This window comes from Pseudomonas aegrilactucae (genome assembly GCF_019168305.1).
GTDB classification, from domain to species: Bacteria; Pseudomonadota; Gammaproteobacteria; order Pseudomonadales; family Pseudomonadaceae; genus Aquipseudomonas; species Aquipseudomonas aegrilactucae.
In genome coordinates this window covers 15,979-42,611 of sequence record NZ_JAHTBI010000019.1, presented here as the reverse complement: position 1 = coordinate 42,611, position 26,633 = coordinate 15,979, and the positions used below count along the sequence as shown (strand labels likewise).

At 64.2% G+C, this 26,633-nt stretch carries 22 protein-coding genes and 2 pseudogenes; 13 read left to right on the top strand and 11 right to left on the bottom strand.

The window, feature by feature from the left end; translation table 11 throughout:
- The first annotated feature begins 87 nt into the window (after positions 1-87).
- The 4 genes from KUO17_RS06940 to KUO17_RS06925 all read left to right on the top strand — a co-directional run bounded on the left by KUO17_RS06940 (position 88) and on the right by KUO17_RS06925 (position 3,575).
- Positions 88-753 carry an RraA family protein gene (locus tag KUO17_RS06940; RefSeq protein ID WP_217974517.1) on the top strand — a complete coding sequence of 222 codons (666 nt, stop codon included), beginning with the start codon at positions 88-90 and terminating at the stop codon, positions 751-753.
- A 10-nt stretch (positions 754-763) separates the two neighbouring features.
- Positions 764-1,972, top strand: coding sequence for a pyridoxal phosphate-dependent aminotransferase (locus tag KUO17_RS06935; RefSeq protein WP_217974515.1), 1,209 nt, complete (start codon positions 764-766; stop codon positions 1,970-1,972).
- An 82-nt stretch (positions 1,973-2,054) separates the two neighbouring features.
- On the top strand, positions 2,055-3,329 hold the full coding sequence (locus KUO17_RS06930; protein WP_217974512.1) for a cation:dicarboxylate symporter family transporter: 1,275 nt from the start codon (positions 2,055-2,057) through the stop codon (positions 3,327-3,329).
- Positions 3,330-3,356: 27 nt separating this feature from the next.
- Positions 3,357-3,575, top strand: a complete 219-nt coding sequence (locus tag KUO17_RS06925) for a DUF2970 domain-containing protein (protein ID WP_217974511.1) — start codon at positions 3,357-3,359, stop codon at positions 3,573-3,575.
- A 271-nt stretch (positions 3,576-3,846) separates the two neighbouring features.
- On the opposite strand, the gene KUO17_RS06920 is transcribed toward KUO17_RS06925, so the two are convergent.
- Complete coding sequence (locus KUO17_RS06920) at positions 3,847-4,923, bottom strand: ABC transporter substrate-binding protein (protein WP_217974509.1); 1,077 nt, start codon at positions 4,921-4,923, stop codon at positions 3,847-3,849.
- A 229-nt stretch (positions 4,924-5,152) separates the two neighbouring features.
- On the opposite strand from KUO17_RS06920, the gene KUO17_RS06915 reads away from it, so the two are divergent.
- On the top strand, positions 5,153-6,811 hold the full coding sequence (locus tag KUO17_RS06915; RefSeq protein WP_217974507.1) for a nitrite/sulfite reductase: 1,659 nt from the start codon (positions 5,153-5,155) through the stop codon (positions 6,809-6,811).
- Positions 6,795-7,289 carry a DUF934 domain-containing protein gene (locus tag KUO17_RS06910; protein ID WP_217974505.1) on the top strand — a complete coding sequence of 165 codons (495 nt, stop codon included), beginning with the start codon at positions 6,795-6,797 and terminating at the stop codon, positions 7,287-7,289. The genes KUO17_RS06915 and KUO17_RS06910 overlap by 17 nt, the downstream gene beginning before the upstream one ends.
- 54 nt (positions 7,290-7,343) lie before the next feature.
- Here KUO17_RS06910 and KUO17_RS06905 read toward each other — a convergent pair whose 3' ends face one another.
- The 3 genes from KUO17_RS06905 to sohB form a co-directional block, all read right to left on the bottom strand.
- On the bottom strand, positions 7,344-8,183 hold the full coding sequence (locus KUO17_RS06905; protein ID WP_217974530.1) for an NEL domain-containing protein: 840 nt from the start codon (positions 8,181-8,183) through the stop codon (positions 7,344-7,346).
- A gap of 4 nt (positions 8,184-8,187) precedes the next feature.
- Positions 8,188-12,261, bottom strand: a complete 4,074-nt coding sequence (locus KUO17_RS06900; RefSeq protein WP_217974503.1) for a leucine-rich repeat domain-containing protein — start codon at positions 12,259-12,261, stop codon at positions 8,188-8,190.
- Between the two features lie 70 nt (positions 12,262-12,331).
- On the bottom strand, positions 12,332-13,348 hold the full coding sequence (gene sohB / locus KUO17_RS06895) for a protease SohB (protein ID WP_217974502.1): 1,017 nt from the start codon (positions 13,346-13,348) through the stop codon (positions 12,332-12,334).
- Between the two features lie 197 nt (positions 13,349-13,545).
- Between sohB and KUO17_RS06890 the strand changes: the two genes are divergently transcribed.
- The 5 genes from KUO17_RS06890 (at position 13,546) to KUO17_RS06870 (ending at position 17,641) form a co-directional block, all read left to right on the top strand.
- A complete protein-coding gene (locus KUO17_RS06890; protein ID WP_217974501.1) occupies positions 13,546-14,256 on the top strand; it encodes a histidine phosphatase family protein in 711 nt (236 codons plus the stop codon).
- A 55-nt stretch (positions 14,257-14,311) separates the two neighbouring features.
- On the top strand, positions 14,312-14,626 hold the full coding sequence (locus KUO17_RS06885) for an SCP2 sterol-binding domain-containing protein (RefSeq protein ID WP_163948350.1): 315 nt from the start codon (positions 14,312-14,314) through the stop codon (positions 14,624-14,626).
- Between the two features lie 182 nt (positions 14,627-14,808).
- A complete protein-coding gene (locus KUO17_RS06880; RefSeq protein ID WP_217974500.1) occupies positions 14,809-15,876 on the top strand; it encodes a phosphotransferase family protein in 1,068 nt (355 codons plus the stop codon).
- 28 nt (positions 15,877-15,904) lie between these two features.
- Entirely contained in the window at positions 15,905-16,672 is a 768-nt protein-coding gene (locus KUO17_RS06875; RefSeq protein WP_217974499.1) for an SDR family oxidoreductase, read from the top strand.
- 189 nt (positions 16,673-16,861) lie between these two features.
- Positions 16,862-17,641: a TSUP family transporter gene (locus KUO17_RS06870; protein ID WP_217974498.1), complete on the top strand. Its 780-nt coding sequence runs from the start codon at positions 16,862-16,864 to the stop codon at positions 17,639-17,641.
- Here the strand turns inward: KUO17_RS06870 and nudC are convergent.
- From nudC to gnd, 5 genes and pseudogenes are all read right to left on the bottom strand, one after another.
- Positions 17,609-18,439, bottom strand: a complete 831-nt coding sequence (gene nudC / locus KUO17_RS06865) for an NAD(+) diphosphatase (protein ID WP_217974497.1) — start codon at positions 18,437-18,439, stop codon at positions 17,609-17,611. The two genes, KUO17_RS06870 and nudC, sit on opposite strands and share 33 nt — an antisense overlap.
- 30 nt (positions 18,440-18,469) lie before the next feature.
- Positions 18,470-19,282: a crotonase/enoyl-CoA hydratase family protein gene (locus tag KUO17_RS06860; RefSeq protein ID WP_217974496.1), complete on the bottom strand. Its 813-nt coding sequence runs from the start codon at positions 19,280-19,282 to the stop codon at positions 18,470-18,472.
- Positions 19,283-19,477: 195 nt separating this feature from the next.
- Positions 19,478-21,278: pseudogene (locus KUO17_RS06855) on the bottom strand (glycoside hydrolase family 15 protein).
- 11 nt (positions 21,279-21,289) lie between these two features.
- A complete protein-coding gene (gene zwf, locus KUO17_RS06850; RefSeq protein ID WP_217974495.1) occupies positions 21,290-22,789 on the bottom strand; it encodes a glucose-6-phosphate dehydrogenase in 1,500 nt (499 codons plus the stop codon).
- Positions 22,786-23,772 (bottom strand): annotated as a pseudogene (gene gnd, locus KUO17_RS06845) (phosphogluconate dehydrogenase (NAD(+)-dependent, decarboxylating)); the annotation flags it as partial. The gene zwf and the pseudogene gnd, both read right to left, overlap by 4 nt.
- Before the next feature lie 192 nt (positions 23,773-23,964).
- Between gnd and KUO17_RS06840 the strand changes: the two are divergent.
- Entirely contained in the window at positions 23,965-24,132 is a 168-nt protein-coding gene (locus tag KUO17_RS06840) for a DUF6026 family protein (RefSeq protein ID WP_217974491.1), read from the top strand.
- On the opposite strand, the gene KUO17_RS06835 is transcribed toward KUO17_RS06840, so the two are convergent.
- The gene (locus KUO17_RS06835; protein WP_217974489.1) at positions 24,129-24,737 is read right to left on the bottom strand and encodes a LysE family translocator; all 609 of its coding nucleotides are present in this window, start codon (positions 24,735-24,737) and stop codon (positions 24,129-24,131) included. The genes KUO17_RS06840 and KUO17_RS06835 overlap by 4 nt on opposite strands.
- A gap of 119 nt (positions 24,738-24,856) precedes the next feature.
- Between KUO17_RS06835 and KUO17_RS06830 the strand changes: the two genes are divergently transcribed.
- A complete protein-coding gene (locus tag KUO17_RS06830) occupies positions 24,857-25,738 on the top strand; it encodes a LysR family transcriptional regulator (protein ID WP_217974487.1) in 882 nt (293 codons plus the stop codon).
- A gap of 192 nt (positions 25,739-25,930) precedes the next feature.
- Here KUO17_RS06830 and KUO17_RS06825 read toward each other — a convergent pair whose 3' ends face one another.
- Positions 25,931-26,485 carry a DUF4174 domain-containing protein gene (locus KUO17_RS06825; protein WP_217974485.1) on the bottom strand — a complete coding sequence of 185 codons (555 nt, stop codon included), beginning with the start codon at positions 26,483-26,485 and terminating at the stop codon, positions 25,931-25,933.
- Positions 26,486-26,633: the final 148 nt, after the last annotated feature.

Genomic DNA, 26,633 nt, shown 5'->3' with positions numbered 1-26,633 from the left:
CTATCGCATCCATTAATATCGCTAAAACTCTTTGTTTGGTCGCCCTAAGATCGAGCCATGACCACCCCCGATCATCAGGAGACTCCCATGTCCTTGCCCGGTTCGCGCATCCTCCCCTGCCCACCCCTGGCCCCGGCCGACCTGCTGCGCGCCTTTGAGCACGTGGTCACCCCGCACATCAGCGACAACCTGGGCCGCCACATCGGCGCTCGCGGCCTGACGCGCTACAACCGCACCGGCAAACTGGTAGGCACCGCCCTTACCGTCAAGGTGCGCCCCGGCGACAACCTGCTGATCTACAAGGCCATGACCCTGCTCCAGCCCGGCCATGTGCTGGTGGTGGACGCCCAGGGCGATACCCACAACGCGGTGATCGGCGAGCTGGTCAAGTTGTATGCCCAGCAACGCGGGTGCGTGGGCTTTGTCATCGACGGCGCGATCCGCGATGTCGCAAGCTTCGAAGACACCCCCTGCTATGCCCGCGCCGTGGTGCACTGCGGCCCGTACAAGAGCGGCCCGGGCGAGATCAACGTGCCGGTCTCGATCGGCGGCATGCTGATCCAGCCAGGCGACCTTGTAGTGGGTGACGAGGATGGCCTGGTGGCCTTCGCCCAGGCCGATGCCCCCGAGGTATTGCGCCTGGCCGCCCGTCACGCCGACCACGAAGAAGCGGTCAAGGCCGAGATCGCCACCGGTGCAGTCAGCCAGAGCTGGATGGACAACGTGCTGCAACAACACGGCCTGGCCGGCTGAGGAGCCCCACATGAGCGACGTCTTTCTCTCGCAACGGGTACTGAGCATCCAGCCTTCGCCCAGCATCGCCGCCAACGCCCTGGTCAGCGAGCTGCGCGCGCAGGGCCGCGATATCGTCAACTTCACCGTCGGCGAGCCGGACTTCGATACCCCGGCGCACATCCTCCAGGCTGCCAGCGCGGCCATGCACAGTGGCGACACCCATTACACCGGCACCCTGGGTACACCTGCGCTGCGCCAGGCCATCTGCACCAAGCTGCTGCGCGACAACGACCTGGCCTACAGCACCGATGAAGTGGTGGCCGGCTGCGGCGGCAAGCACATCATCTACCACGCCCTGGCCGCGACGCTGAACCCTGGCGACGAGGTGATCGTGCACACGCCCTACTGGGTGTCGTACCCGGATATCGCGCGGCTCAACGATGCCACGCCGGTGATCATCCCGGGCAACGAAGCCAGCGGTTTCAAGCTGAGCGCGGCCGAGCTGGAACAGGCCATCACCGCGCGCACCAAGTGGGTCATCCTCAACAGCCCCAACAACCCCAGCGGCGCGGTATACAGCGCGCAGGAACTGTCAGCGCTCGCCGAAGTACTGCGCCGACACCCGTACGTGCTGGTGATGGCCGACGAGATCTACGAGCAATTCGTCTATGCCGATGCCCGGCATGTCTCGTTGCTCAACGTGGCACCAGACCTCAAGCAACGCACGCTGATCGTCAACGGCGCCTCCAAGGGCTATGCCATGACCGGCTGGCGGCTGGGCTTCGGTGCCGGGCCCAAGTGGCTGGTACTGGCCATCGGCAAGCTGCTGTCGCAGACCACCACCTGCCCCAGTTCCATCAGCCAGGCGGCGGCAGTGGCAGCCTTCGCCGGCGACCAGGCGCCGATTGCCGGCATGCGCGAGGTCTACGAACAGCGACGCGGGCACATGCTTGCGTTGCTGCAGGCGGTCCCCGGCCTACGCTGCACCCCGCCCGCTGGTGCGTTCTATGTGTTTGCCAATGTGCAGGGCCTGATCGGCAAGCACAGCGCAGAGGGCACGCGCATTGATAGCGACAGCGACCTGGTGGCGTACCTGCTGCGCGAGCACGGGCTGGCCACCGTCGCCGGCGCCGCCTACGGCATGTCGCCGTATGTGCGCCTGTCGTTCGCCAGTTCCCTGGAGATCATCGAAGAAGGCTGTCGTCGCCTGAAGAAAGCGTGCGAGACGTTGCGCTGACGATACCGCTGCACCCGACAGCCAGGGACCGGCTGCTCATTGACTGCCAATACCCATAACAATCGTCAAAATGAGGCACTTCATGCATACGCCCCGTATTTCTCTGGTCTGGCAAATCATGCTCGGGCTGGTCGCCGGCATCCTGATCGGCGCCCTGCTGCACAGCTTTCCCGACTCGCGCGGCTGGATGGTCAGCAACGTGCTGCAACCGGCAGGCGACATCTTCATCAAGCTGATGAAGATGATCGTCGTACCCATCGTCTTCTCGTGCATGGTGGTGGGCATCGCCGGCCATGGTGACGGCAAGGCCCTGGGACGCATCGGCGTACGCTCGCTGCTGTACTTCTTCTGCATCACCACCACGGCGATCATCGTCGGGCTGGTGATCGGCAACCTGCTGCAGCCGGGTGCCGGCACCGACCTGGCCAGCCTCAAGGCCGCCGCCATCACCCTGCCCACGGCCGGTGCCGGCAACCACAGCCTGGGCCAGATCATCGTCGGCATCATCCCCGACAACGTGGTCAATGCCATGGCCCAGGGCAGCCTGCTGTCGGTGCTGTTCTTTGCGGTGATGTTCGGCCTGGGGGTATCTCGCCTGAGCGAAGAACGGCGTACCCCGATCATCGACGTACTGCGTTCGGTGTCCGAGGCGATGTTCAAGGTGACCTCGATGATCATGGCCTACTCGCCGATCGGGGTGTTCGGCATGATCGCGGTAACGGTGGCCAACTTCGGTTTCAGCTCGCTGCTGCCGCTGGCCAAACTGATCATGGTCAGCTATGTGGCGATCATCTTCTTCACCCTGGTGGTGCTGGGGGGTGTGGCGCGCTTTGCCGGCATCAACCTGTTCGGCCTGATGCGTCATATCAAGGATGAACTGGTGCTGGCGTTTTCCAGCGCCAGCTCGGCGGCGGTGATGCCGCAACTGATGAAGAAGCTGGAGACCTATGGTGTGCCGCGTCCGCTGGTGAGCTTTGTGGTGCCGGTGGGGTATTCGTTCAACCTCGATGGTGCTTCGCTGTTCCTGGGGATCGGCACGCTGTTCGTCGCGCAGTTGTATGGCATCGAGCTGAGCCTGGGTGATCAGGCGCTGCTGGTGGTGACCATGGTGCTCACCTCCAAGGGGGCGGCCGGGGTGCCGGGGTTCATGTTCGTGATTCTGTCCGCGACCCTGGCCAGTGCGGGTTTGCCGTTGGAAGGCATTGCGTTCATTGCTGGGGTGTATCGCCTGATGGAGATGCCGACCACTGCGTTGAATGTGCTGGGCAATGCGTTGGCGCCGGTGGTGATTGCCAAGTGGGAGGCTCGCAGCCAGGTGCCGGGGGACGGTGAACCGGTGCGTCAGGGTCTACACTGACGGTCGAGTCTTCTACAGGAGCAGATCATGGACGACCCGGCCGACCACAAGCCCCCAACCTTCTGGCAGATGCTGCACAGCGTGCTGGCTGCCGCGTTTGGCGTGCAGAGCGGCAAGAACCGCGCACGTGACTTCACCCATGGCAAGCCGGCGCATTTCATTGCGCTGGGCACGGCGTTCACGTTGGTGTTCATCCTGGTGCTGGTGGGGTTGGTACAGTTGGCGATGCACCTTACGGCGCGGTGAGCCTGAAAGCCCCACCGCGATGTGTTGTCGGCCTTGTTTGCACGGCGAAGTTCCGCGCTACTGATGACTCACCCAATAAACCGCCGTCACAACCACCAACACAATCAAACAAAGTATCGCCCACGCATCCACACTGCTATCGGTCTTGCCTGCCTTGGTTGAATTGCCCATTGCATTGCCTCTTGTAGTGATTGTCGGAATGCACTTCACCCGTTGCAGTTAAGCTCAGCAATGCCCTTTGCTCAAGCAGGGTTTTTACGCAGCTCGTCGGTTAATACGCCACCGGCCCCTGCAGAAACGGGTAGCGATAACCCGCCCTCTTGCCATCGGCACTGAACTGGTTGAAATCCAACCCGTAGTCCGGCTGCTGGGCAAGCTTCAACCACCGCCGCGCCTTGGCCACATCGATCAACTCCAACACCGGCACCGGGGACGCCTCCTGCAACCTCACCGGCAGCCCCAGCGCGTCGTCATGCAACAGCACCATGGCCCACCCACCCAACGAGAAATGCCCACCCACCAGCACGCTCAAGCGCCCGTCGATGCGCGCCTGCAATGCCTGCGACGAACTGTTCACGGCACTGAACAACACGTCCTTGCCCGGCACGCGCCCCGCGTGCTCGAACGCCTGCATGGCACCGAACGCCATCTCGTCATTGGCCGACCACACCAACTGCACCTGCGGGTAGCGTTCACGCAACTGCTGCGCCTGCTCATAGGCACGCTCCCGGCTCCAACCACCCTGCACCAGCTGGCGCAAACGCACACCCGGGGTCTCGGCCAGAGCCCTGTGCAGACCCTGCTCGCGCAACTGCGCCGCCGGCGTGTGCTTGAGCCCGGAAAACGCCAGCAACTCCACACCCTGCGCCAGCGCCCCCTCGGGCAACTGCTCGACCAGCGCCTTGAGCATGCGGTAGCCCGCCTCTTCATCGTTGCTGATCAAGCTGCCCAGCACGCTCGGGTAGCGCTCGGGGTGGGCACTGACCTGGCGCGCCTGGTCATCGGTCAAGCCGTTGTTGACCATGAACAGCTTGACCCCGCTGCCACGCGACAGCCGGATGATCTCCGGCGCCACATACTGCTCGTTGACGAACACCAGGTAGTCAGGACGCTGCGGTCCCTCCAGGAGCTGGCGCGCCTGACGCAGGGTACGGGTCGGCTCCCGCCCGCTGTACTCGATGCGCAACTGCATGCCCAGGTCCTGCGCAGCCGACTGCATGAACCGCGAATAGCTCATCCAGAACGTCTCGTTGGCATTGCCCGGGTTGAGGAAAACCACCGAGGCTGCCTGGGCGCTGGCCGCCAGCGGCAAACTCAGACAGACCGATCGGCACAAGGCCTTGAGCATGCGGGTACGCTCCTTCTGTAAAAAACCGCCGAGTATACCCCTACCCGCTTACAACGGCGCCCAGCCCGTGCTAAACGCTAGCCAGTCTCACTTAGACCAAACGGTTCTTTTCATATGCAAAAACATCACTTTTGCGCATAACCGCAAACTGCTATCTTTCCTCGGCTCCGCCCCGGAGTGCGCGGCCGTGCGCGCGATTAGCTGCAAGCAGCTTGAGAACAGGACCCCTATGTACGTATACGACGAGTACGATCAGCGGATCATCGAGGACCGCGTCAAGCAGTTCCGAGATCAGACCCGACGCTATCTGGCCGGTGAGCTGAGCGAAGAAGAGTTCCGCCCCCTGCGCCTGCAAAATGGCCTCTATATTCAACGTTTTGCCCCGATGTTGCGGGTAGCCGTGCCGTACGGCCAGCTGACGTCGCGCCAGACCCGGATGCTGGCCAGGATCGCTCGCGACTACGACAAGGGCTACGCGCACATCAGTACCCGGCAGAACGTTCAGTACAACTGGCCTGCCCTGGAAGACATCCCGGACATTCTGGCCGAGCTGGCCACCGTGCAGATGCACGCGATCCAGACCAGCGGCAACTGCCTGCGCAACGTCACCACCGACCAGTTTGCCGGCGTGGCCGCCGATGAGCTGATCGACCCGCGCCCCTGGTGCGAGATCGTGCGCCAGTGGACCACCTTCCACCCCGAGTTCGCCTACCTGCCGCGCAAGTTCAAGATCGCCATCAACGGCTCCACCAGCGACCGCGCCGCCATCGAAGTGCACGACATCGGCCTGGAGCCGGTGCACAACGCGGCCGGCGAGCTGGGCTTCCGTGTGCTGGTCGGTGGCGGCCTGGGCCGTACCCCGGTGGTCGGCGCCTTCATCAACGAGTTCCTGCCATGGCAGGACCTGTTGAGCTACCTGGACGCGATCCTGCGCGTGTACAACCGTTACGGTCGCCGTGACAACAAGTACAAGGCGCGCATCAAGATCCTGGTCAAGGCCCTGACCCCTGAAGTGTTCGCCCAGAAGGTCGACGCCGAAATGGAACACCTGCGCGGCGGCAGCACCACGCTGACCGAAGCCGAAGTGCACCGTGTGGCCAAGCACTTCGTCGACCCCGACTACCTGGCACTGGACAACCTCGACGCCCAGCTGGCCGAGCTCGAGCAGCAGCACCCGGGCTTTGCCCGCTGGCGCACGCGCAACACCCTGGCGCACAAGAAGCCGGGCTACGTGGCCGTGACCCTGTCGCTCAAGCCCACCGGCGTCGCCCCAGGCGACCTGACCGACAAGCAGCTGGACGCCGTGGCGGACCTGGCCGAACGCTACAGCTTCGGCCAGTTGCGCACCTCCCACGAACAGAACATCATCCTGGCCGACGTCGAGCAGCGCCAGTTGCACGCACTGTGGCTGGAGCTGCGTGAAAACGGTTTTGCCACGCCCAACATCGGCCTGCTGACCGACATCATCTGCTGCCCGGGTGGCGACTTCTGCTCGCTGGCCAACGCCAAGTCGATCCCGATCGCCGAATCCATCCAGCGCCGTTTCGACGACCTGGACTACCTGTTCGACATCGGTGAACTGGACCTGAACATCTCCGGCTGCATGAACGCCTGTGGTCACCACCACGTCGGCCACATCGGCATCCTCGGGGTGGACAAGAAAGGCGAAGAGTTCTATCAGGTTTCGCTGGGTGGCAGCGCCAGCCGCGACGCCAGCCTGGGCAAGATCCTCGGCCCTTCGTTCGCCCAGGACGCCATGCCGGATGTGATCCAGAAGCTGATCACGGTGTACGTGGAGCAACGTCATGCCGACGAGCGCTTCATCGACACCTACCAACGTATTGGCATCGACCCTTTCAAGGAGCGCGTGTATGCAGCGAATCATTAAGGGCAACCAGATCGTCGACGAAACCTGGCACCTGCTGCCCAAGGACGTGACCCTCGACGAGTTGACCAACTGCGACGACTACATCGTGCCGCTGCAACTGTGGCGCGAGCACGCCCATGCCCTCAAGGCCCGCGACGGTGGCCTGGGCGTGTGGCTGGACGCCGACGAGGAAGCCGAGGAAATCGGCGACCAGGTCGCCAGCTTCCAGGTGATCGCACTGAACTTCCCGGCCTTCACCGACGGGCGCAACTACTCCAATGCGCGCCTGCTGCGTGACCGCTACAAGTTCACCGGCGAGCTGCGCGCCATTGGCGACGTGCTGCGCGATCAGCTGTTCTACATGAAGCGCTGCGGGTTCGACGCCTTCGCCGTACGGGCCGACAAGGACCCGGTCGAAGCGCTGGAAGGCCTGCAGGACTTCTCGGTGACCTACCAGGCAGCCACCGACGAGCCGCAGCCGCTGTTCCGCCGCCGCTAAGCGCCGCCCCATGAAAAAGGCCCTGTCACAGGGCCTTTTTTTATCGGGTTGCAATCACAGCCGGGTGACCTGGTCGGGCACGCTGTTCCAGATCTCTGCCGTCAACGCCTCCAGCAGCCGCTTCTGCTCCTTGGCCAGGTGGCCCTGCAGCACATGGCTCTGGCGCAGGTAGGCCGCTTCAGTGATATGGCCGGCGTCCGCATCCGCCTGCAGGGCCTCCATGCGAGCGTGCAACGGCTTGGCAACCTGCTGGTAGCGTTCGGCGTACTGCTCCTTCAAGTAGCTGACCCAAAAGTCGCGCTGGGCAATCGAAGCCTTGAGCACCGCTGGGGTCTCAGTGCTTTCGATCTCCTTTTGTGCCGCCTGGATATCGGCGTCGGTGACCTGTGCGCTAGCTCGGTAGCGCATGGTGTTGGGCTGCCCGGGCAGCTCGAGCGGCTCGGCCAGACCGGTACGATAGGCCAACCGCACCTCGATGTCGTCTACCTCCCTGCCGGCCTTGAGGCGTGCATCGATCACGCGCCCGGCAATCAGCTCAACCTGCTCCAGGCGGTACAGCCCACGCGCCAGTTTCATCAGCGACCACTCGGCACCCAGTTGGGTGCCCAGCGCCAGGGCCTGGTTGATCAGCACCTGCACCTCAAGCTGGCTGAACACCAGGATCACCGCATCGCCGCAGTTGCGTACGCTGTCCAGGGTCTGCAGCACCTGCTCACGCAGCGCCGTGTTGGCGCTGATCGCCTTGATCAGTTCCCATACCCGTCGCTTCAGGTCGTCATAGGTTTCGCGAAAGTCCGACGTCTCACCCAGGTCATCCAGCAACCTGAACAGTTCGCCGGTTCCCGGTTCGGCCTTGAGCGCATCCCACAGCCCGTTGAGCTCGGCAGTCTTCAGCGCATCAGCCCCCCCTCAGCCAGGCAGTGGCGCCGGCGGTCATCGGCTCGGGCGCAAAATGCACGCGCAGGTTCGGCGTCACGCCAAAACTGATGCGCGTGCGCTGACGGTAAACCGTCAGCCTGACCTGGCTGTCTGCATTGATCGGGTTGCCATGCAGATGGGTGACTCGGTTGATGCGCAATACACGCTCGGCACGTTCGACGTCAGGCGCCAGCACCTCCTGCCCAACCACCTCGATATTGTTGGCGCGCAGGTCGACCTCCACGAGATAGGGCAGGTCCATCAAGCCATTCGGCCAGCCGCTGATACCACTGTGCTGGAGCCTGAGGATACGCAGGTCGGCCAGGGGTGATACGTCGGGAGCCACCCCGAGCGGATTGTGATCCAGGCTGAGCATTCTCAACCGTACCAGCCCGGCCAGCGTGGCATTGGCGGCGGCGTCGATCACTACCTGGTTGTGGCTCAACATGAGCCGGGTAAGCCTTGGCATGTTTCCCAGCCTGGCAGGCAGGCTACTGAATCGGTTGTTGGACAGGTTGAGCCAGCGAATATTGTCGAAAAGCTCGATAAACGGTTCGGGCAACTCAGCCAATGCCATGTCACGCATGAGCAGCGAGGCCACATGACTGAAATCGGCACTGAGCGCTGGCAGCCCCTCCACGACCGCCCCCGACAGGTCCAGCGAGTAACCGACGACTCGCCCTTCGGCAGTGACCACTTCGCTGGTCTGGCGACGCCAGCAACGCTCGATACGGTCGGCCGCGACCTCCCGCTGGATACGCGCCTCGGCACTGGCGGCCTGGTCATTGCGCCAGCGGCCCAGATCATCGATCAACCTGTACAGCTCCTGACGCCGGGTCTCCAGCCTGACCAGCAGCTCTTCCTCGCTGAGCCCCTCGCCCAGTTCCTGCAAAAAACGCTGCGCCTGCTCTGCAGAGAGGTCGGGAAACAGCGAGCGGGCTCTTTGCAAGGGCGTTTGCGGCCTGCCGAACGGGCGTCGACCGCTGAGCGGATAGCCAATTTCCCCGTCCGGCATGCGCAGTGGCGGCTTGAACCAGCGCGTACGTGGGCGCACGCCCAGGCTGCGACGCACGGCAGCCGGGTCCTTGGCGGCATTCTCGGCCAACATCAGGCGCAGCGCCTCGGCCTGATCGATGTCCAGACCCAGCAGCACGCGTTCACTGTCGGGCAGGGCATGCAATAGGGCGGCGCACAAGGTTTCTACCCCTCCCAGTACATTGTGTTCGCTGTCATAGGCCTGATAACCCTCGTCCAGACGCACGAGAATGCGCCTGGTGCCGATTGCCTTATTGTCGCTGGTGATCTTCAGTGCCTCCCCCCACGGGCTGCCATCGCGCACGTGCAACCCCACCTCGCCAGACCATCCTGGCAGGGCCTGCAACTGGTCCAGTGCAACCTTCAGGCTGTCCAGGCGGCCGGTGTAACCCAGGTACAGGCCTTCGCGGGCACGTACCACACGCGCTTGCTCCACCAGCCAGCGGGCCTGCTCGACCAGGCGCAGCGCTACCCTGGGCGGGGTGGCGAGGAGCTGCGCGTGTTCGCTGACGCTAGCGCTCTCGACCAGCTCCCTGGCCTGTCGCCAGGCCAGCCCGGCAAACTGTCTGCGCAGCACGGCGATGCCTGCCACCTGCTCGATCGGATCGGCCCGGTAGAGGCTGTCGAACACCTGGCTGCGGTTGGCGTTCGCGTAATTGGCATACACCTCGCGCAACTGCTTCAGGCGACCCGCATCGCTCTTGGCCAGGTACGGGCCGAACAGTGCTTTCTCCTCCTGTTCCGTCAGCCCCTGCAGCAACGTGTTCAGGAAGCGCCCGTCGGCCAGCTCCTGACGGGTGATCGACAGGGTACGGTTGTCGGCGTGCAACGGCGTACCGTACTCCTTGAGCAGCTGTCCATCCTCCATCACCCGTACCAGCAGGCCGTTCGGCCAGGCGTTCATGCGGGTCAGCAAGGCCAGGGGCAGCGCGTCGAGCCCGGCTGCGAGAGGTTGCCCTTCGCGCATGGCACCAATCACATCGACCACCTTGCGGCTCATCTGCCAGCGCACCAGGCTGTCGCCCAGCAACGCTGGCAACGGCTCATTGTTGCTGTGCAGTCGGCGCAGGCGGGCGTCGTCGACGCCGGTGATCGCCGCCATCTGCAGCAGCTCTTCGTCGCCCATGCCGTCCACCAGATGTCCCAGGCGCCGCCACAGCGTCAGACCCTGCCACTGCAGGGGGTCTTCGGCCTCGAGCCGCCAGGCGCCAGCGCCGTTATGCACCACCTGGGGCTGATAGGCTTCGCCGCCGCGCGGGTGCCTGAGCTGGTACAGGCCTGCTTCGGTGCTGACCAGTTCATGAGCACGGCCCTGCACGCGGATATAGGTCTTGCCGGCGACGCTGTAGCGCCCCTGAGTGTCCGGCGTGATACCCGACAGATCGACATCCACGGCATAGGGCTCGAGGTCGGGCTTCCACAGGCGGTAATGCCCGTTAGCCAGCTTGATCTGGATCGTCCCCTCAAGCAGTTCACTGCCCGGCCCGACGGCACCCGGCTTGAGCACCAGCCCAAGCCCTACGGCAAACGCGATGTTCAGCGCCACCGACTGCAGGTGAGCCATGGCCAGCTCGCGGTCGCCCACTTTCCAGTCCTCGATCCCCTCGATCACTTCCCCGACCAGTTGATGGGCCGCCACCACCGCCATCACCTCGCCAAGCCCAGGCACGAAGAATGCGGCCGTGTTGAGCACATTCATGCCGATGCTTTCCCAATAGGCCAGGCGCGCCTCACGGGCCGCTTCATCAGCATCGGCACTGGGCACTGCCAAGTGCCGCGCGTCGGCCTTGGCCTTCTCGATCAAGCGCCGATGCAGCAGCGCGAACAGGTCTTCATTCACGCGGTGTTCACGCAGGTGCAGGTCGGCGTCCAGGTTGGGCTGGCGCTCCAGCAGGCCAGAGGCGCTGTCGGCCAGATGAAACAGGTTGCTTTCCAGCAGCCGGAAGAAGCGTTCCTGATCGGCTCTGGCGACGCAGCCACGCAGGGCCTGCTGGTAGGTCGGCGAGATCAGGTTGACACGCAGATCGTGCTTGAACGCCTCGATGCTCGGGTACTCCTTGAGCGGGTACAGCGGCGCCCCCGGCACATAGACCAGCACCGGCTCGGTCTGCTCGCTGAGCAGCCGGTCGGCACTGGCCACCCAGATATCGGACAGGCCAATGCCGAACATTTCCAGGGTGCTGAACACCAGCGGCTTGCCGTGGTACAGCGGCACGTCAACCCCATCGAGCCAGCCCAGCAGGGCACTGCGCGCGGCGTCGCCGACCTCGCCCTTGATCACCGCAAGCTGGGTATGCACGCGCAGGCGGTCCTTGTAGGCTGCAATGGAATGGCGCCGTACTGCTTCGCGGGTGGCCGGCGCTTCGTACACCGCAGCCAGATGGTCCTGATACTGCTGCCCCAGGTCCAGTTCATGGCACACGCGGGCAAAGTCGCCCGGGCTCACCTGCAGCTTGCTGCTGTAGACGTAGCGATAACGCGGTGCCTTCTCGCTGCCAGGTACCAGCTCCATGGAGAACGCGCCCTTGGCCGCCAACGCCGTGCCAGCATCGAACTCGGCGTCCTTGGCAAAGTTCTGCAAGGCTGCCTGCAGCAGGCTCTGGCGCCGTGGCACCACGCGCACCAGTGCACCCAGCAGCTCGGTGTCATGGGTAACGTGCACGAACTCGTGAGTATTGACCTCGTCATCGCACTGCAACTCACGCTTGAGCCTGGCCTTGAGCAAAGGCTCGGCAAACTCGACGATACCCCTGAGTGGCGTCAACGTGCGCGCCAGCACCGCAGCAGAGGCCTGGCTGCGCTGCTGGTAAGCAAGCAGGGCCTGGCGCTGATCGTCGCGGGCACTGCTGAACCAGCGCGCCGGCACATCCGCCCCGCCCTGGTGCTGTTCGGCGCCCCATGGCCGGCTGAGCGCCGCGAAGCTTTCAGGAGTGGAGTGCTTGAGCCAGTCGGGCAGGCGCTGGTGAATGAAGGGGCCATGCGGCCCCGGCGTGACGTAGGTATCGGTGGATGTGGTCATGATGGTACTCGGGGTGGGTTGAGCCCCCAAGCAGACCCCATCATGACGTGGGTGAAGTGCTACATATTGCTCAGCGCCAGCGGCCCAGACGGCTCCACAACCCCACCAGCGTGTTCTCGATGGACGCGCTGGCGGCCAGGCCTACGCGTTCCTGCAGGCTCTTGCGTTCGGCAAAGTGCAGGTGATACAGGTTCGAATCGCGCGCGCGCTCGCTCAGGTACTCGTCACTGGTGCGCAACTCGTCCACCAGTTGCTTGTTCAACGCCGCGACCCCCAGCCACACTTCGCCAGTGGCCACTTCATCGATATGCAATTGCGGGCGATAACGCGAGACAAAATCCTTGAACAACTGATGGGTCACGTCCAGGTCTTCCTGAAATTTCTCGCGGCCCTTCTCGGTGTTTTCGCCGAACACGGTCACGGTGCGCTTGTATTCACCGGCAGTGAACACCTCGAAGTCGACATCGTGCTTTTTCAACAGGCGGTTGACGTTGGGCAACTGCGCCACCACGCCAATGGAGCCCAGGATGGCAAACGGCGCACTGACGATTTTTTCTCCGATGCAGGCCATCATGTAGCCGCCACTGGCCGCGACCTTGTCGATGCACACCGTCAGCGGCACGCCGGCCTGGCGGATACGCGCCAGCTGGGAGGCGGCCAGGCCGTAGCTGTGCACCATGCCGCCGCCGCTTTCCAGGCGCAGTACCACCTCGTCACGGGGCGTGGCCAGGGTCAGCAGCGCGCTGATCTCATGGCGCAGGCTCTCGGTCGCCGAGGCTTTGATGTCGCCGTCGAAATCCAGCACGAACACGCGCGGCTTGTCTTCGGGTTTTTTCTTCAGTTGCTTGTCGCTCTTGGCCTGCTGCTTGCGCAGGGCCTTGAGCTGGGCCTTGTCGAGCAGGCCTGACTCCAGGCGCTCGCGCAGCTCCTTGTAGAAGTCGTTCAGGCGGGTGACCTGCAATTGCCCACCGGCCTTGCGTCGGCCCTTGCCACGCAACCCGGCAATCGCCGACAGCACCACCAGGAACGCGATCACCAGGGTCGCGGTCTTGGCCAGAAAACTTGCGTACTCAGCAAGAAACTCCACAGTAACTCCTTAACATGCCTGCGCCCATGCGGCGCGTACCAATGCCCCAGCATACCGGCGCCGGTGCGCCCCTGCCAGCGCAGGAAAGCGCTGGCAATACAGTTCAAACGCTCTTTTCAAACGCTTGTATGTTTTTTCGTTGACAGGCTGCCGGTGGCGACCTAACCTCGCCTCAACCTTCTACCCAGGCATAACCCGTGGGCAGCATCTACCTGATTCGACATGGCCAGGCCTCCTTTGGTGCAGACAACTACGATGTGTTGTCGCCCACCGGCATTGCCCAGAGCGAAGCGCTCGGTGACCATATGGCCAGCCTGGGCCTGCACATTGACCGGTGCGTGGCCGGTGACCTGCGCCGTCAGCAGGACACCGGGCGTCTGGTCTTGACACGCCTGCAGGCCGCAGGCGGTGATGTGCCGGCACTGGAAACCGACCCTGCGTTCAACGAATTCGATGCCGACGGCGTGATCCGCGCGCTGCTCCCGGGCCTGCTGCCCGATGAGCCCGAAGCCCTGCACGTACTGCGCAACGCGGCTGACAACCGCAATGAGTTCCAGCGCCTGTTCGCGCTGCTGGTACAGCGTTGGCACAGCGGTGCGCACCCGGTCGACGGCCTGCAAAGCTGGAGCGGCTTCGTCGAGCAGGTGAACGCCGGCCTGCAGCGGCTGCTGCAACAGGCCGCGCAAGGCGACCACATTGCCCTGTTCACCTCCGGCGGCACCATCACCGCCCTGCTTCACCTGATTACCGGCATCACCCCCAGCCAGGCGTTCACGCTGAACTGGCAGATCATCAACACCTCGCTCAGCCATCTGAAGTTCAGGGGCAGCGAGGTGACGCTGGCTTCCTTCAACAGCCAGGCCCATGTGCAGCTGCTGAAGGCGCCGGAGCTCGTCACCTATCGATGAGACCCGGCCTGTTGCGACCTTCGGGTCGCTTACATCACTTAATAAGGAATGCACCATGACCGACGTAGCAAAAGCCGTTGAAGCGATGAAAGCCAAATTCAATCCTGCCGCCGCCGCTGGCCTGGACCTGGTGTTCGGTTTCCGTATCGATGAAACCAAGAACTTTGCCCTGATCGTCAAGGATGGCACCTGCGAACTGCAGGAAGGCGAAAACCCTGATGCCAACTGCACCCTGGTGATGGACACCGAAACCCTCAAGGGCATCGTCAGCGGCGAAACCGACGGCATGCAGGCCTTCATGGGCGGCAAGCTGCGCGTCGAGGGCGACATGATGCTGTCGATGAAGCTCAGCGAGCTGTTCCCGGCCTGAGCCTTGCGCTGATGCCGACAAAAAACCGAAGCCCTTGTGTGCTTCGGTTTTTTTTCGCCCGGCATCAGGGGGGGTGATCGTGCGGCAACACGCTGACCTATAAGGCAGTCAAACACTTGTTCGGCTTTGTGACGAGAATTAGATTAACCAATAATCAGCGGCATTCAGAATAAGGGAAAAGCATGACCCTCACCGATCAGTCGACCCAGGTCCGCCCCGGCGAAGAACTCGATGCCGCCCTCATCGATCCGTACCTCAAGGCCCACATTCGCGGCCTGAGCGGCACCCCGGTGATCAGCCAGTTCCCGGGCGGTGCGTCCAACCTGACCTACCTGCTCAGCTACCCGGACCGCGAGCTGGTGCTGCGCCGCCCGCCCTTCGGGCACAAGGCCAGGTCGGCGCATGACATGGGCCGTGAATTTCGCATCCTCAACCAGCTCAACAGCGGCTTCCCCTACTGCCCCAAGGCCTACGTGCACTGCACCGACGACACCCTGATCGGTGGCGAGTTCTACGTGATGGAGCGGGTCGAGGGCATCATCCTGCGCTCGGACCTGCCGCCCGAACTGGGCCTGGACAGCACGCGCACCGAAGCCCTGTGCAAGAGTTTCATCGACCGCCTGGTAGAGCTGCACCAGGTCGACTACAGCGCCTGCGGCCTGGCCGACCTGGGCAGGCCCGACGGCTATGTGCAGCGCCAGGTCGAAGGCTGGAGCGCACGCTATGAAAAAGCCCTGACACCCGATGCGCCCCGCTGGGAAGCGGTGATCGCATGGCTGCGCGAGAAAATGCCGGCCGATCATCCACGGCCTGCCATCGTGCACAACGACTACCGTTTCGACAACGTGATCCTCGACGCCGACAACCCCATGCGCATCATCGGCGTGCTCGACTGGGAAATGACCACGATCGGCGACCCGCTGATGGACCTGGGCAACACCCTGGCGTACTGGATCGAAGCCGCCGACCCGGCGCCGGTGCAACGGATGCGGCGCCAACCGAGCAATGCACCCGGCATGCTGACCCGGCGCCAGTTCGTGGACTACTACGCCGAACGCGCCGGCATCCGCATCGACAATTTCGACTTCTATTACACCTACGGTCTGTTCCGCCTGGCCGGTATCGTGCAGCAGATCTACTACCGTTTCTTCCACGGCCAGACCCAGGACAAGCGCTTTGCCCAGTTCATCCACATGAACACGCTGCTGGAGCGCATGAGCCTGCAAGTCATCGGCACATCCGCGCTCTGACGCCCCACAACAACAAGGAAACCGCCCCATGTCCAAGACGCAGTTGTTCGACCTCGACGGCAAGATCGCCTTCGTCTCCGGTGCCAGCCGTGGCATCGGTGAGGCGATCGCGCACCTGCTGGCCCAGCAGGGTGCCCATGTGATCGTTTCCAGCCGCAAGCTCGACGGTTGCCAGCAGGTGGCTGACGCGATCATTGCCGCGGGCGGCAAGGCCACCGCAGTGGCGTGCCATATCGGCGAGATGGAGCAGATCGGGGCAGTGTTCGCCGGCATTCGCGAGCAGTTCGGGCGCCTGGACATCCTGGTCAACAATGCGGCGACCAACCCGCAGTTCTGCAACGTGCTGGACACCGACCTGGGCGCGTTCCAGAAGACCGTGGACGTCAACATCCGCGGCTACTTCTTCATGTCGGTCGAGGCCGGCAAGCTGATGCGCGACAACGGCGGCGGCAGCATCATCAACGTGGCGTCGATCAATGGCGTGTCGCCGGGGGTGTTCCAGGGCATCTATTCGGTGACCAAGGCGGCGGTGATCAACATGACCAAGGTGTTCGCCAAGGAATGCGCGCCGTTCGCAATCCGCTGCAATGCGTTGCTGCCGGGGCTGACCGATACCCGATTTGCCTCGGCGCTGGTGAAGAACGATGCGATCCTCAACACCGCGCTGCAACAGATCCCGCTCAAGCGCGTGGCCGACCCCAAGGAGATGGCGGGTGCGGTGCTGTACCTGGCCAGCGATGCGTCGAGCTATACCACCGGTACGGCGTTGAATGTGGATGGGGGGTTCCTTTCCTGACTCGGTGTTGAATTCTTTCGCTGGCAAGCCAGCTCCCACTGGAACCCCACTGCCTGAAAGGCCGCTGCTCAACTGTGGGAGCTGGCTTGCCAGCGAAGAGGCCCTGACAGGCAAGCACCATCTCCATTACCATAGCGCCCCTCAGGCGCAGCCCTACCTTCTGCGCCCCAGTCGAATAAGCCCAACACCATGCCCTTCGAACTCAGCGTAGACCTCACTACCCTTGCCATCCTGGCGGCAGTCGCCTTCGTCGCCGGTTTCATCGACGCCATCGCCGGCGGTGGCGGCCTGCTCACCACGCCCGCCCTGCTCACCGCCGGCATGCCGCCGCACCTGGTGCTGGGCACCAACAAGCTCAGCTCCACCTTCGGCTCGGCCACCGCCGGTTTCACCTACTACCGACGCAAGCTGTTCCACCCCGCGCAATGGCGCCACGCCCTGCTCGGCACCCTGGTCGGCGCCTTCATCGGCGCGATCGTGGCGCACTACCTGCCCGCCGAATGGCTGAACAAGATGCTCCCGGTCGTGGTATTCGCCTGTGGCGTGTACCTGCTGTTCGGCGGTACGCCCAAGGCGCCGCTGGACGCCGATGCGCCGATCAAGAAGAAATGGCAGTGGCCGCAGGGCTTCACCCTGGGCTTCTACGACGGTGTAGCCGGCCCGGGGACCGGCGCGTTCTGGACCGTGAGTACGCTGCTGATCTACCCCATCGACCTGGTCAAGGCCAGCGGCGTGGCGCGCAGCATGAACTTCGTCAGCAACGCCGCGGCCCTGTCGGTGTTCATCTTCTCCGGCCAGGTCGACTGGCTGGTGGGCCTGTCGATGGGCTCGGCACTGATGGTCGGCGCGTTCTTCGGCGCACGCACCGCCATCAGCGGCGGCAGCAAGTTCATCCGCCCGGTGTTCATCACCGTGGTGCTGGCGCTGACCGTGCGCCTAGCGTGGCAGCACTGGTTCGGCCAGGCCTAGGCGACGCGCCACATACAGGTCGATCAGGTAGCGTGCAATCGAGCGCCCCGCCGGCAACGGCGGTAGCGCATTGACGTTGAACCACTGCGCATCCTCGATCTCGTCGGCCTGCATGACGATCTCGCCACCGGCGTACTCGGCATGGAAGCCCAGCATCATCGAATGCGGGAACGGCCAGCACTGGCTACCCACGTACTGGATGTTCTTCACCTGCAGCGCCACCTCTTCGCGCACCTCGCGCACCAGGCAGTCCTCGGCCGACTCGCCCGGCTCGGCAAAGCCGGCCAGGGTGCTGTACACCCCGGTCACGAAGCGCGGCGAACGTGCCAGCAGCATCTCGTCGCCACGGGTGATCAGCACGATCATGCTTGGCGAAATGCGCGGGTAGCTGCGCAGCTCGCACGCCGCGCAGTGCATCGCACGCTCCCAGTGGATCTGCGTCATGGGCTGCCCGCAACTGCCGCAGAAACGGTGCTCGCGGGCCCAGGTGGCGATTTGCGCGGCATAGCCGAGCATCGTGTAGGTATCGAAGTCGCCTTCCAGCATGAACTGGCGCAGGCCGCGCCAACTGCAGCCGTCCACCGCCTGCACGCCGCGCAGCTCCAGCAGGAACACCGGTTGGCCATCGAAGTGGCCGATGCCGTGCTCGCACAGCACCTCCAGGCCCTGGCGCTTGAGCCAGTCACGCGGGAACAGGGCGCCGTTGGCGTCCACCAGAAAACCCTCGGCACAGCGGGCGACGGCCAGGCCGCCAGTGATGTTGGTGTCCAGTACTGCGGTGGTCCAGCGCGCTGACATGTTGCGTTCCTTGAAGGTTCGCGACCGGGCTCAGTCGTCGAACTGCGGTTTCTGTTTGCTCATGCTGGCGGCCATGGCCACCCGCAGGTCGGTCGATTGCAACATGGCGGCATTCCAGGTGGCAATGTATTCCAGCCCGTCGTCGATACGGTGGTCGCGCATGTAGCCGAGCATTTGCTTGGTGCCGGCCACGGCAATCGGGGATTTTGCCGCAATGTCGGCGGCAATCGCAAAGACCCCGTCGAGCAGGCCCGCGGTGTCGTCGAAGGTACGGTTGACCAGGCCGATCTGACGCGCCTCCTCGGCGCCTACCGGGCGACCGGTGTAGGCCAGTTCACGCAGGATACCGTCACCGATGATGCGCGGCAGGCGCTGCAGGGTGCCGACATCGGCGGCCATGCCCATGTCGATTTCCTTGATCGCGAACTGCGCATCGGCGGCCGCGTAGCGCAGGTCACAGGCGGCGATCAGGTCGATCGCGCCGCCCAGGCAGTAGCCCTGGATGGCGGCCAGTACCGGCTTGCGGCAGTTGTCGACGGCATTGAACGAAGCCTGCATCTGCAGGATCTTGCGTCGCAGCAGGCGCGCATTGCGGCCAACGTCCTTGCCCAGCTCGCTGGCCACCGAGGCCAGCAGCATCAGGTCGATGCCAGACGAAAAGTGCTTGCCGGCGCCACTGAGCACCACCACGCGCACGGCATCGGTCTCGTCGATCCACTGGAAAATATCGATGATCTCGCTCCAGAACGCGGCGTTCATGGCGTTGATCTTTTCCGGACGGTTGATCTGCACATGGGCGATGTTGTTCGACAGTTCGACCTTGAACGCGCTGTACTCGGTCACGGTGGCACTCCTTGGGCTGACGCGGGATGGTGTCGGGGGACTATATCGCAGACGGCAGAGGGCGCTTGTGCCAAAGGCTGGGCTGGCAGGCATGCCCCCTTCGCTGGCAAGCCAGCTCCCACAAGGACCGCGGTGCACTCGGGATCACCACTGTACCTGTGGGAGCTGGGCTTGCCAGCGAAGAGGCCGTCCTGGTCAGCCGCAATTGGCCCTGTCGCGCACCGGGCACTGCGCCCGGTGCAGGTTCAACGCCGTATTGATGATGCCGATATGGCTGAACGCCTGCGGGAAGTTGCCCAGCATGCGCCCACCGCGCGGGTCGTACTGCTCGGCCAGCAGGCCGACATCGTTGCACAACCCGCACAGGCGCTCGAACAACGCCTGCGCCTGCGCTTCACGCCCCAGCAGCACATACACGTCCGCCAGCCAGAACGAACACACCAGAAACGTCCCCTCCCCCGGGCTCAACCCATCGCACCCGCTGTCGCTGTCATAGCGACGCACCAGCCCATCGTGCAACAGACGCTTCTCGATCTGAGCCAGGGTCGCCAGAAAGCGCGGATCCTCGGCCGGCAGAAACCCGGTCAGGGCAATCTGCAACAGGCTCGCATCCATCTCCTGCGAGCCATAGGCCTGCACAAAGCAGCCCAGTTGCGCATCCACGCCCTGTTCGCACACCTCGCGATGTATTTGGGCCGCCACCTCACGGTAGTGCGCCGCCTGCGCCTTGCCCTCCTCGGTCGGCTCGCTGAGGCTGGCCGCCCGGTCGAACGCGACCCAGGCCATGACCTTGGAATGGGTGAAGTGCTGCTGCGGCCCGCGCACCTCCCAGATGCCTTCGTCCGGTTTGCGCCAGATGGTCTCCAGGTACGGCATGATCACCCGCCCCACCGCTGCACTGCGCGGCAGGCGTGGCAACCCCCCCCCGCATGGCCTGGCAGAGCGCATCGGCCACCTCGCCGTAGATATCCAGCTGATGCTGCACTGCAGCGGCATTGCCCACCCGCACCGGCTGCGAGCCCTCGTAGCCCGCCAGCCACGGCAGGTCGTACTCGGGCAGGCGACGCTCGCCGGCCAGGCCGTACATGATCTGCATCTGCTCCGGGTTGCCGGCCACCGAGCGCAGCAACCACTCGCGCCATGCCTGGGCTTCCTCGAAATAGCCCAGGTTCATGAACGCCAGCAGGGTCATGGTCGCATCGCGCAACCAGCAGTAGCGGTAATCCCAGTTGCGCTCACCGCCCAGGTGTTCAGGCAACGAGGTGGTCGGCGCCGCCACGATGCCGCCCGTGGGGGCATAGGTCAGGGCCTTGAGGGTGATCAGCGAACGTTTGACCCGCGCGGTGCTGGTCCCGACATCAGGGCAACGCGCGGCGAACTCACGCCACTGTCGCACCGTTTCGCCCACCGCCTCGTCAGGGTCGAACGCCGGCCGCAGCGGCAAGTGCGACGGCTGGTGGGTCAGGCTGAAGGTATGCCGCTCGCCTGGGCGCACCGTAAAGCTGCTGCCGGTATGGTGGTCACGCGCCTTGGTCGCGACCGTGCTGCGCAGCGTGAGGCGGTCCGGCCCGGCCACGGCTGTGAGGGTCAGCGGGTCGATCTTCTCGACCCAGGGTACGCTGCTGCCGTAGTCGAAACGCATCACCAGATCCATGTCGAACCCGACTTCGCCCTCCAGCCCCTCGACGATGCGCACCACACTGTGGTGCGCATCGTCGAGGGGCATGCAGTCGATCAGGCGCGCACGCCCCCCGTCGGTAACAAAGGTGGTGTGCAGGATCAGCGTGTCCTCGCGGTACTCGCGCCTCACCTCCAGCACCGGTGCCTGCGGTGCGATCTGCCAGCGACCGTTTTCTTCATCGCCCAGCAACGCGGCAAAGCAGGCCGGCGAGTCGAACCGTGGAAAACACAGCCAGTCCAGCGAGCCGTCCCGGCCCACCAGCGCTGCGCTGCGACAATTGCCCAACAATGCGTAGTCTTCGATTGCGCCCGCCATGAACCTCCCATTCAACCAATGCTGTGCCAGACCCGCCGATCACGGGCCAGCAGTTCGTCGGCCGCCTGCGGGCCATCTTCGCCGGCAGCATAGGGCTGTACCTCGCCACCCTGCGCCCAGGCATCCAGGAACGGCTGTACGGCACGCCAGCCGTTCTCGATATTGTCGGCGCGCTGGAACAGGGTCTGGTCGCCCGTGAGGCAGTCGTAGATCAGGGTTTCGTAGCCCGTGGAGGGCTGCATCTTGAAGAAGTCCTTGTAGGCGAAGCCCAGCTCGACATTCTCCATTGCAAGCGTGGGCCCCGGCCGCTTGGCCTGCAGATCGAACCACATGCCCTCATTGGGCTGGATCTGGATCTTCAGGTAGTTGGGCTTGGGCCGCTCGGCATCGCTGTCGCGAAACTGCGCGTAGGGCGCCGGCTTGAAGCAGATGGCGATCTCGGTGTCGCGCACGCTCATGCGCTTGCCGGTGCGCAGGTAGAACGGCACACCGACCCAACGCCAGTTGTCGATCATCACCTTGAGCGCCACATAGGTTTCGGTCTGGCTCTCGGGATCGACCCGTGGCTCTTCACGATAGCCTGCAAGCTTCTTGCGCCCCTGCTTGCCCGCCGTGTATTGCCCGCGCACCGAGTTCTTCAGCGCCATGGCTTTTGACCAGGGCCGAATGGCGCCGATCACCTTGGCCTTTTCGCTGCGTACCGCATCGGCGCCGAAGGCGGCCGGCGGCTCCATCGCCACCATCGCCAACAGCTGGAACAGGTGGTTGGGCACCATGTCTCGCAGCGCGCCGGTGGTGTCGTAGAACGCGCCGCGGGTTTCCACGCCCACCGTTTCGGCGGCGGTGATCTGCACATGGTCGATGTAGTGGTTGTTCCAGAACGCTTCGAACAGCCCGTTGGAGAAACGGCTGACCAGGATGTTCTGCACGGTTTCCTTGCCCAGGTAATGGTCGATGCGATAGATCTGCTTTTCGTTCATCACCTTGAGCAGACAGGCGTTGAGCGCCTCGGCGCTGGCCAGGTCCGAGCCGAAGGGCTTTTCCACCACCACACGGCGAAACCCGTTGGCCTCGTCCAGCAGCCCGGCGGCCCCCAGTTGCTGCACCACCCCGCTGAAAAAGCGCGGCGAGGTGGCCAGGTAGAAAATCGCATTGCCGGTGCGGTTCTTTTCGATGCGCTCGGCGATGGCCTGGTAGGTGGCCGGCTCCAGAAAATCCCCGGTCAGGTAGCCGATGCCCTTGGCCAGGCGCTTCCACACCTTGTCATCCAGGTGCCGGGTGGCGCCCTCGCCCTTGTCACGCTCACGCATGAAGGCTTCCAGGCGCTCGGCGAATTCGCTGTCGGTGGCCGGGTTGTGGTCCACCCCGACAATGCGCAGGCCCTTGTCCAGCAGGCCATCGCGACTGAGGTTGTACAGCGCGGGCATCAACAGGCGTTTGACCAGGTCGCCATTGGCGCCAAACAGAAACAGGGTACAGGCCGGTGCCGCTTCTACGTCGTGTGTACTCATTCGGACTTCTCGACATGGCCACCAAAACCGAAACGCATCGCCGACAACAGCTTGTCACCGTAGGTGCCCTGCTGCTGGCGCGAGCGAAAGCGGGCGAACAGCGCGCTGGACAGCACCGGTACCGGTACGGCCTGTTCCACGGCCGCATCGATGGTCCAGCGCCCTTCGCCGCTGTCGGACACCGAGCCGCTGTAGCTGCCCAGTTGCGGATCGGCCACCAGGGCGTCGGCGGTGAGGTCCAGCAACCACGAGGTGACCACACTGCCGCGACGCCACACCTCGGCGATCTCGGTCAGGTTGAGGTCGAAGCGCTGATCGACCGGCAGGCTTTCGCTGGCCTTGGTCTTGAGGATATCGAAGCCTTCGGCGTAGGCCTGCATGAGGCCGTACTCGATACCGTTGTGCACCATCTTCACGTAATGCCCGGCGCCAGGCGGCCCGGCGTGAATGTAGCCCTTCTCGGCGCGCTCGCTGGGGCCGCTGCGGCCACGCGTACGCGGGATGTCACCCTCGCCCGGGGCCAGCGTGGCGAACAGCGGCTCAAGGCGTTCGAAGATGGCCTGCTCGCCCCCGATCATCATGCAGTAGCCGCGCTCCAGCCCCCATACGCCACCCGAGGTGCCGACGTCGACGTAGTGCAACTGGCGCTCGGCCAGGTGCTGGGCGCGGCGGATGTCGTCCTTGTAGAAGGTGTTGCCGCCGTCGATGATCACATCGTCGGGCTCCAGCAGGTCGGCCAGTTGCGCGATGGTCTGCTCGGTCGGCTCGCCGGCCGGCAGCATCACCCACACCGCGCGTGGCTTATCCAACTGCTGCACCAGCGCCGCCAGGTCGTTGGCACCCTTGGCGCCTTCGGCCACCAGTGTGTCGATAGCCGGCCCGTTGCGGTCGTGCACCACCGTGTGGTGCCCTTCGCGCATCAGGCGCCGTGCAATATTGCCGCCCATGCGGCCCAGCCCCACGATTCCCAGTTGCATGTGCCGATGCTCCGTAAAGTGTAAATAGCCTGCTCAGGCCTTCAAGGTTAGTCCAGACCGGCCGGCGTTGGTTTCATCGACCAACGGCACGACAGCGATAAACAAAAAAGTTCCCTTGCGGGGAAAAAGAATTCAGAATCGCGGCCGATCGAGCGTCTACGCTTTAAACCATGTATCAAACCATTTGCGAGGTGTGCAATGGGAACCTTTCTGCCAGCCAGCCCTCCCCAGACCCTTTACGTCAGCGTACGCCGCGATGAGCTGCGCCGCCTGAAGGACGAGCGCGACCAGCTGCAGCAGCAAGTCGCGCAATTGAACCTGCTGTTGCAGCAGGTGCAGGCGCCAGGCAAGCGCCTCAGCGCCTAGGCCGACAATAGCGCCTGCGTGGAATACACCGCGCCGGCCACGGCCACCAGCAGCAGTACCGCCCCCGAGAACCGGGCCACCAGCGCCCGGTGTCGCTGCGCCACGGCGCCGCGAATCAGCCCGATGTACAGCGCCAGCACCCCCAGGTCGACCACCACCCACACCAGCGCGAGCACGCCGATGCTGCTGCCGAATGACGCCGTGACGTGGATGAACTGTGGGAAGAACGCCACAAAGAACAGGATGTCCTTGGGGTTGGCGATACCCACCATGAAACCGTGCCACCAGCCCCCGGCCCTGCCCGGTGTGGCCTGCGCCTGCACCGGTGCGCGCAGCGTATCCCAGCCCAGCCAGGCCATGAATGCACAGCCCAGCAGCGCCACGCCATTGAGCACCTGCGGGCTGAGCGCAAGGCTGCCGGCAAGGATCAGCGCGGCCGCCCCCACCAGCACCAGCGACGCCGCATTGGCGCCCAGCGCGGTGCGTACTGCCGCCCAGGTGCCGGCGCGCCCGCTGGTGCCGATCACCAGTGCCACGACCGGGCCCGGGGTGGCGATCAATATGAGTACAGTGCCCAGGTAGGCAAACAGCAGTGCGGTGTTCAAGACGGTCCCCTCGGGTGTCGATTGCAGTGAGTTGTGGATTCTGCTCACCCACGGCGCACTTGAAAAACGCAAAATGCTCTGACCTACTACGACAAATACTCATCATGGATGAACGCCCGATGGTTGATCGACTGCCCCCGCTGTATGCCCTGCGCGCGTTCGAAGTGGCGGCGCGCAGTTGCTCCTTTACCCGCGCCGGGGAAGAGCTGGCACTGACCCAGAGCGCCATCAGCCGGCATATCCGTACCCTGGAAGCGCAGTTTGGCTGCCGTCTGTTCGAACGCCACGGCCCGCGCCTGCGCCTGACCGATGCCGGCCAGCGCCTGGCCGAACAGCTGGGCGCGGGGTTCGCGTTGATCGAGCAGGCCTGCCAGCCGTTTCGCAGCGCCTCGCGACAGTTGCGCCTCAAGGCGCCCTCGACCCTGACCATGCGCTGGCTGCTGGGCTGTATCCAGCGCTACACAGCGGCGGATGCGGTGCAACTGGCGAGCGTATGGATGGACGTCGACAGCGTGGACTTTGCCCACGAGCCCTACGACTGCGCGGTACTGCTGGGCAACGGGCAGTTCGGCAGGCAGGTCGAGGCGTGCAAGTTGTTCGATGAACAGCTGATCCCTATCTGCGCACCGGGCCTGCTGGGGGATGGCGAGTGGGATGCGACACGCCTGGCGGCTGCGCCGTTGCTGCACCCTTCGACCGACCGGCGTGACTGGCAACGCTGGTTGCGTGGCGTGGGCCTGCTGGGCCAGGTCGACCTTGGGCGCGGCATGCTGTTCGACACACTGGAGCAAGGCATTGCGGCAGCGATGGCCGGGCATGGCGTGTCGATCGGTGACCTGGCGCTGGTGATCGAGGACGTGCGCGCCGGGCGGCTGGCCTTGCCGTTCGAGCACGCGGTGGCCACGGGGGACGGGTACTACCTGGTGTGGCCGGTGGGGAGTGCGTGGCGCGAGAGCATCGAACGGTTGCGGGTGTACCTGCTGGAACAGTTGCCGGCCTGAACAGCTTCGCTGGCAAGCCAGCGCCCACAGGGTTGGCGCCGACGCGACCTGCAGACGAGCAGACGAAGGCTGACAACACCGACCGATCAGACCGTGGCGCGTTGCTCCCACATTTGCTGCAACGCGCCATGGCCTGATCCATAGGCGTTGTCAGCCCCGCTTGCTTGGCTTCAGATCTGAGGAAATGCCGCCTCAGTCTTCCAGTGGCTTGGGCGGCGCCGCCGGCTTGGCGGGCTTGACCGGTTTGGCAGGCTTGCCCGCCTTGCCCGGTGCCGCAGGTTCGGCCGCCGCAGCCTCGGCAGGGGCCGGCGCGACAATGGCCTTTTCACTGGCCGGCAACTGGTCGACCGCCGCAAAAATCTGATCAGGCTCCACCGTGCCGTGATGCTCGATGACATGCTTTTCGCCATCCTTGCCCACCAGCACCACCTGCGTCCCCTTGCGCGCCCCCAGGTTGAGTTCGCGAATCAGCGCCATGGTGGTCTGCTGCTCAAGGAACTTGTCCTCCCGCTTGCCCACCATGTTCGCCACGCTGTACAGCACCAGGTTGCGTTCCTGGAACTTGGACCTGGTGGCCGGGTCGTCCAGCGCCTTGTTCAACGTGCGCAAGGTCGGGTCGGCCGTACTCGGCGCAATCACGATCAACGGGCGGGACTTGCCCAGGTCCACGGCCAGGGGCGCGTCGTCGGCGAGCAGAGGGCTGGCAGCAGCCAGCAAGGTGGCGAGGGTCAGTGACCGGACAAGCATGTGCATCTCCTTCTTGTTTCCATGCACCAAAGACTACAGATCGAAGCGAAAGATCCGACGGAGCCTAAACGACTGCTGGCGCTGATGGCGGCTACAAAAAGTAACTTCCGGTTTCAGCGACAGCTGCGCATGGGGTGAGGATAGCTGA

Excerpts from the sequence above, each read along its gene's own strand:
- KUO17_RS06940 (WP_217974517.1), top strand. The coding sequence starts at position 88 with ATGTCCTTGCCCGGTTCGCGCATCCTCCCCTGCCCACCCCTGGCCCCG.
- KUO17_RS06935 (WP_217974515.1), top strand. The coding sequence starts at position 764 with ATGAGCGACGTCTTTCTCTCGCAACGGGTACTGAGCATCCAGCCTTCG.
- KUO17_RS06930 (WP_217974512.1), top strand. The coding sequence starts at position 2,055 with ATGCATACGCCCCGTATTTCTCTGGTCTGGCAAATCATGCTCGGGCTG.
- KUO17_RS06925 (WP_217974511.1), top strand. The coding sequence starts at position 3,357 with ATGGACGACCCGGCCGACCACAAGCCCCCAACCTTCTGGCAGATGCTG.
- KUO17_RS06920 (WP_217974509.1), bottom strand. The coding sequence starts at position 4,923 with ATGCTCAAGGCCTTGTGCCGATCGGTCTGTCTGAGTTTGCCGCTGGCG.
- KUO17_RS06915 (WP_217974507.1), top strand. The coding sequence starts at position 5,153 with ATGTACGTATACGACGAGTACGATCAGCGGATCATCGAGGACCGCGTC.
- KUO17_RS06910 (WP_217974505.1), top strand. The coding sequence starts at position 6,795 with ATGCAGCGAATCATTAAGGGCAACCAGATCGTCGACGAAACCTGGCAC.
- KUO17_RS06900 (WP_217974503.1), bottom strand. The coding sequence starts at position 12,261 with ATGACCACATCCACCGATACCTACGTCACGCCGGGGCCGCATGGCCCC.
- KUO17_RS06885 (WP_163948350.1), top strand. The coding sequence starts at position 14,312 with ATGACCGACGTAGCAAAAGCCGTTGAAGCGATGAAAGCCAAATTCAAT.
- KUO17_RS06880 (WP_217974500.1), top strand. The coding sequence starts at position 14,809 with ATGACCCTCACCGATCAGTCGACCCAGGTCCGCCCCGGCGAAGAACTC.
- KUO17_RS06875 (WP_217974499.1), top strand. The coding sequence starts at position 15,905 with ATGTCCAAGACGCAGTTGTTCGACCTCGACGGCAAGATCGCCTTCGTC.
- KUO17_RS06870 (WP_217974498.1), top strand. The coding sequence starts at position 16,862 with ATGCCCTTCGAACTCAGCGTAGACCTCACTACCCTTGCCATCCTGGCG.
- nudC (WP_217974497.1), bottom strand. The coding sequence starts at position 18,439 with ATGTCAGCGCGCTGGACCACCGCAGTACTGGACACCAACATCACTGGC.
- zwf (WP_217974495.1), bottom strand. The coding sequence starts at position 22,789 with ATGAGTACACACGACGTAGAAGCGGCACCGGCCTGTACCCTGTTTCTG.
- KUO17_RS06840 (WP_217974491.1), top strand. The coding sequence starts at position 23,965 with ATGGGAACCTTTCTGCCAGCCAGCCCTCCCCAGACCCTTTACGTCAGC.
- KUO17_RS06830 (WP_217974487.1), top strand. The coding sequence starts at position 24,857 with ATGGTTGATCGACTGCCCCCGCTGTATGCCCTGCGCGCGTTCGAAGTG.
- KUO17_RS06825 (WP_217974485.1), bottom strand. The coding sequence starts at position 26,485 with ATGCTTGTCCGGTCACTGACCCTCGCCACCTTGCTGGCTGCTGCCAGC.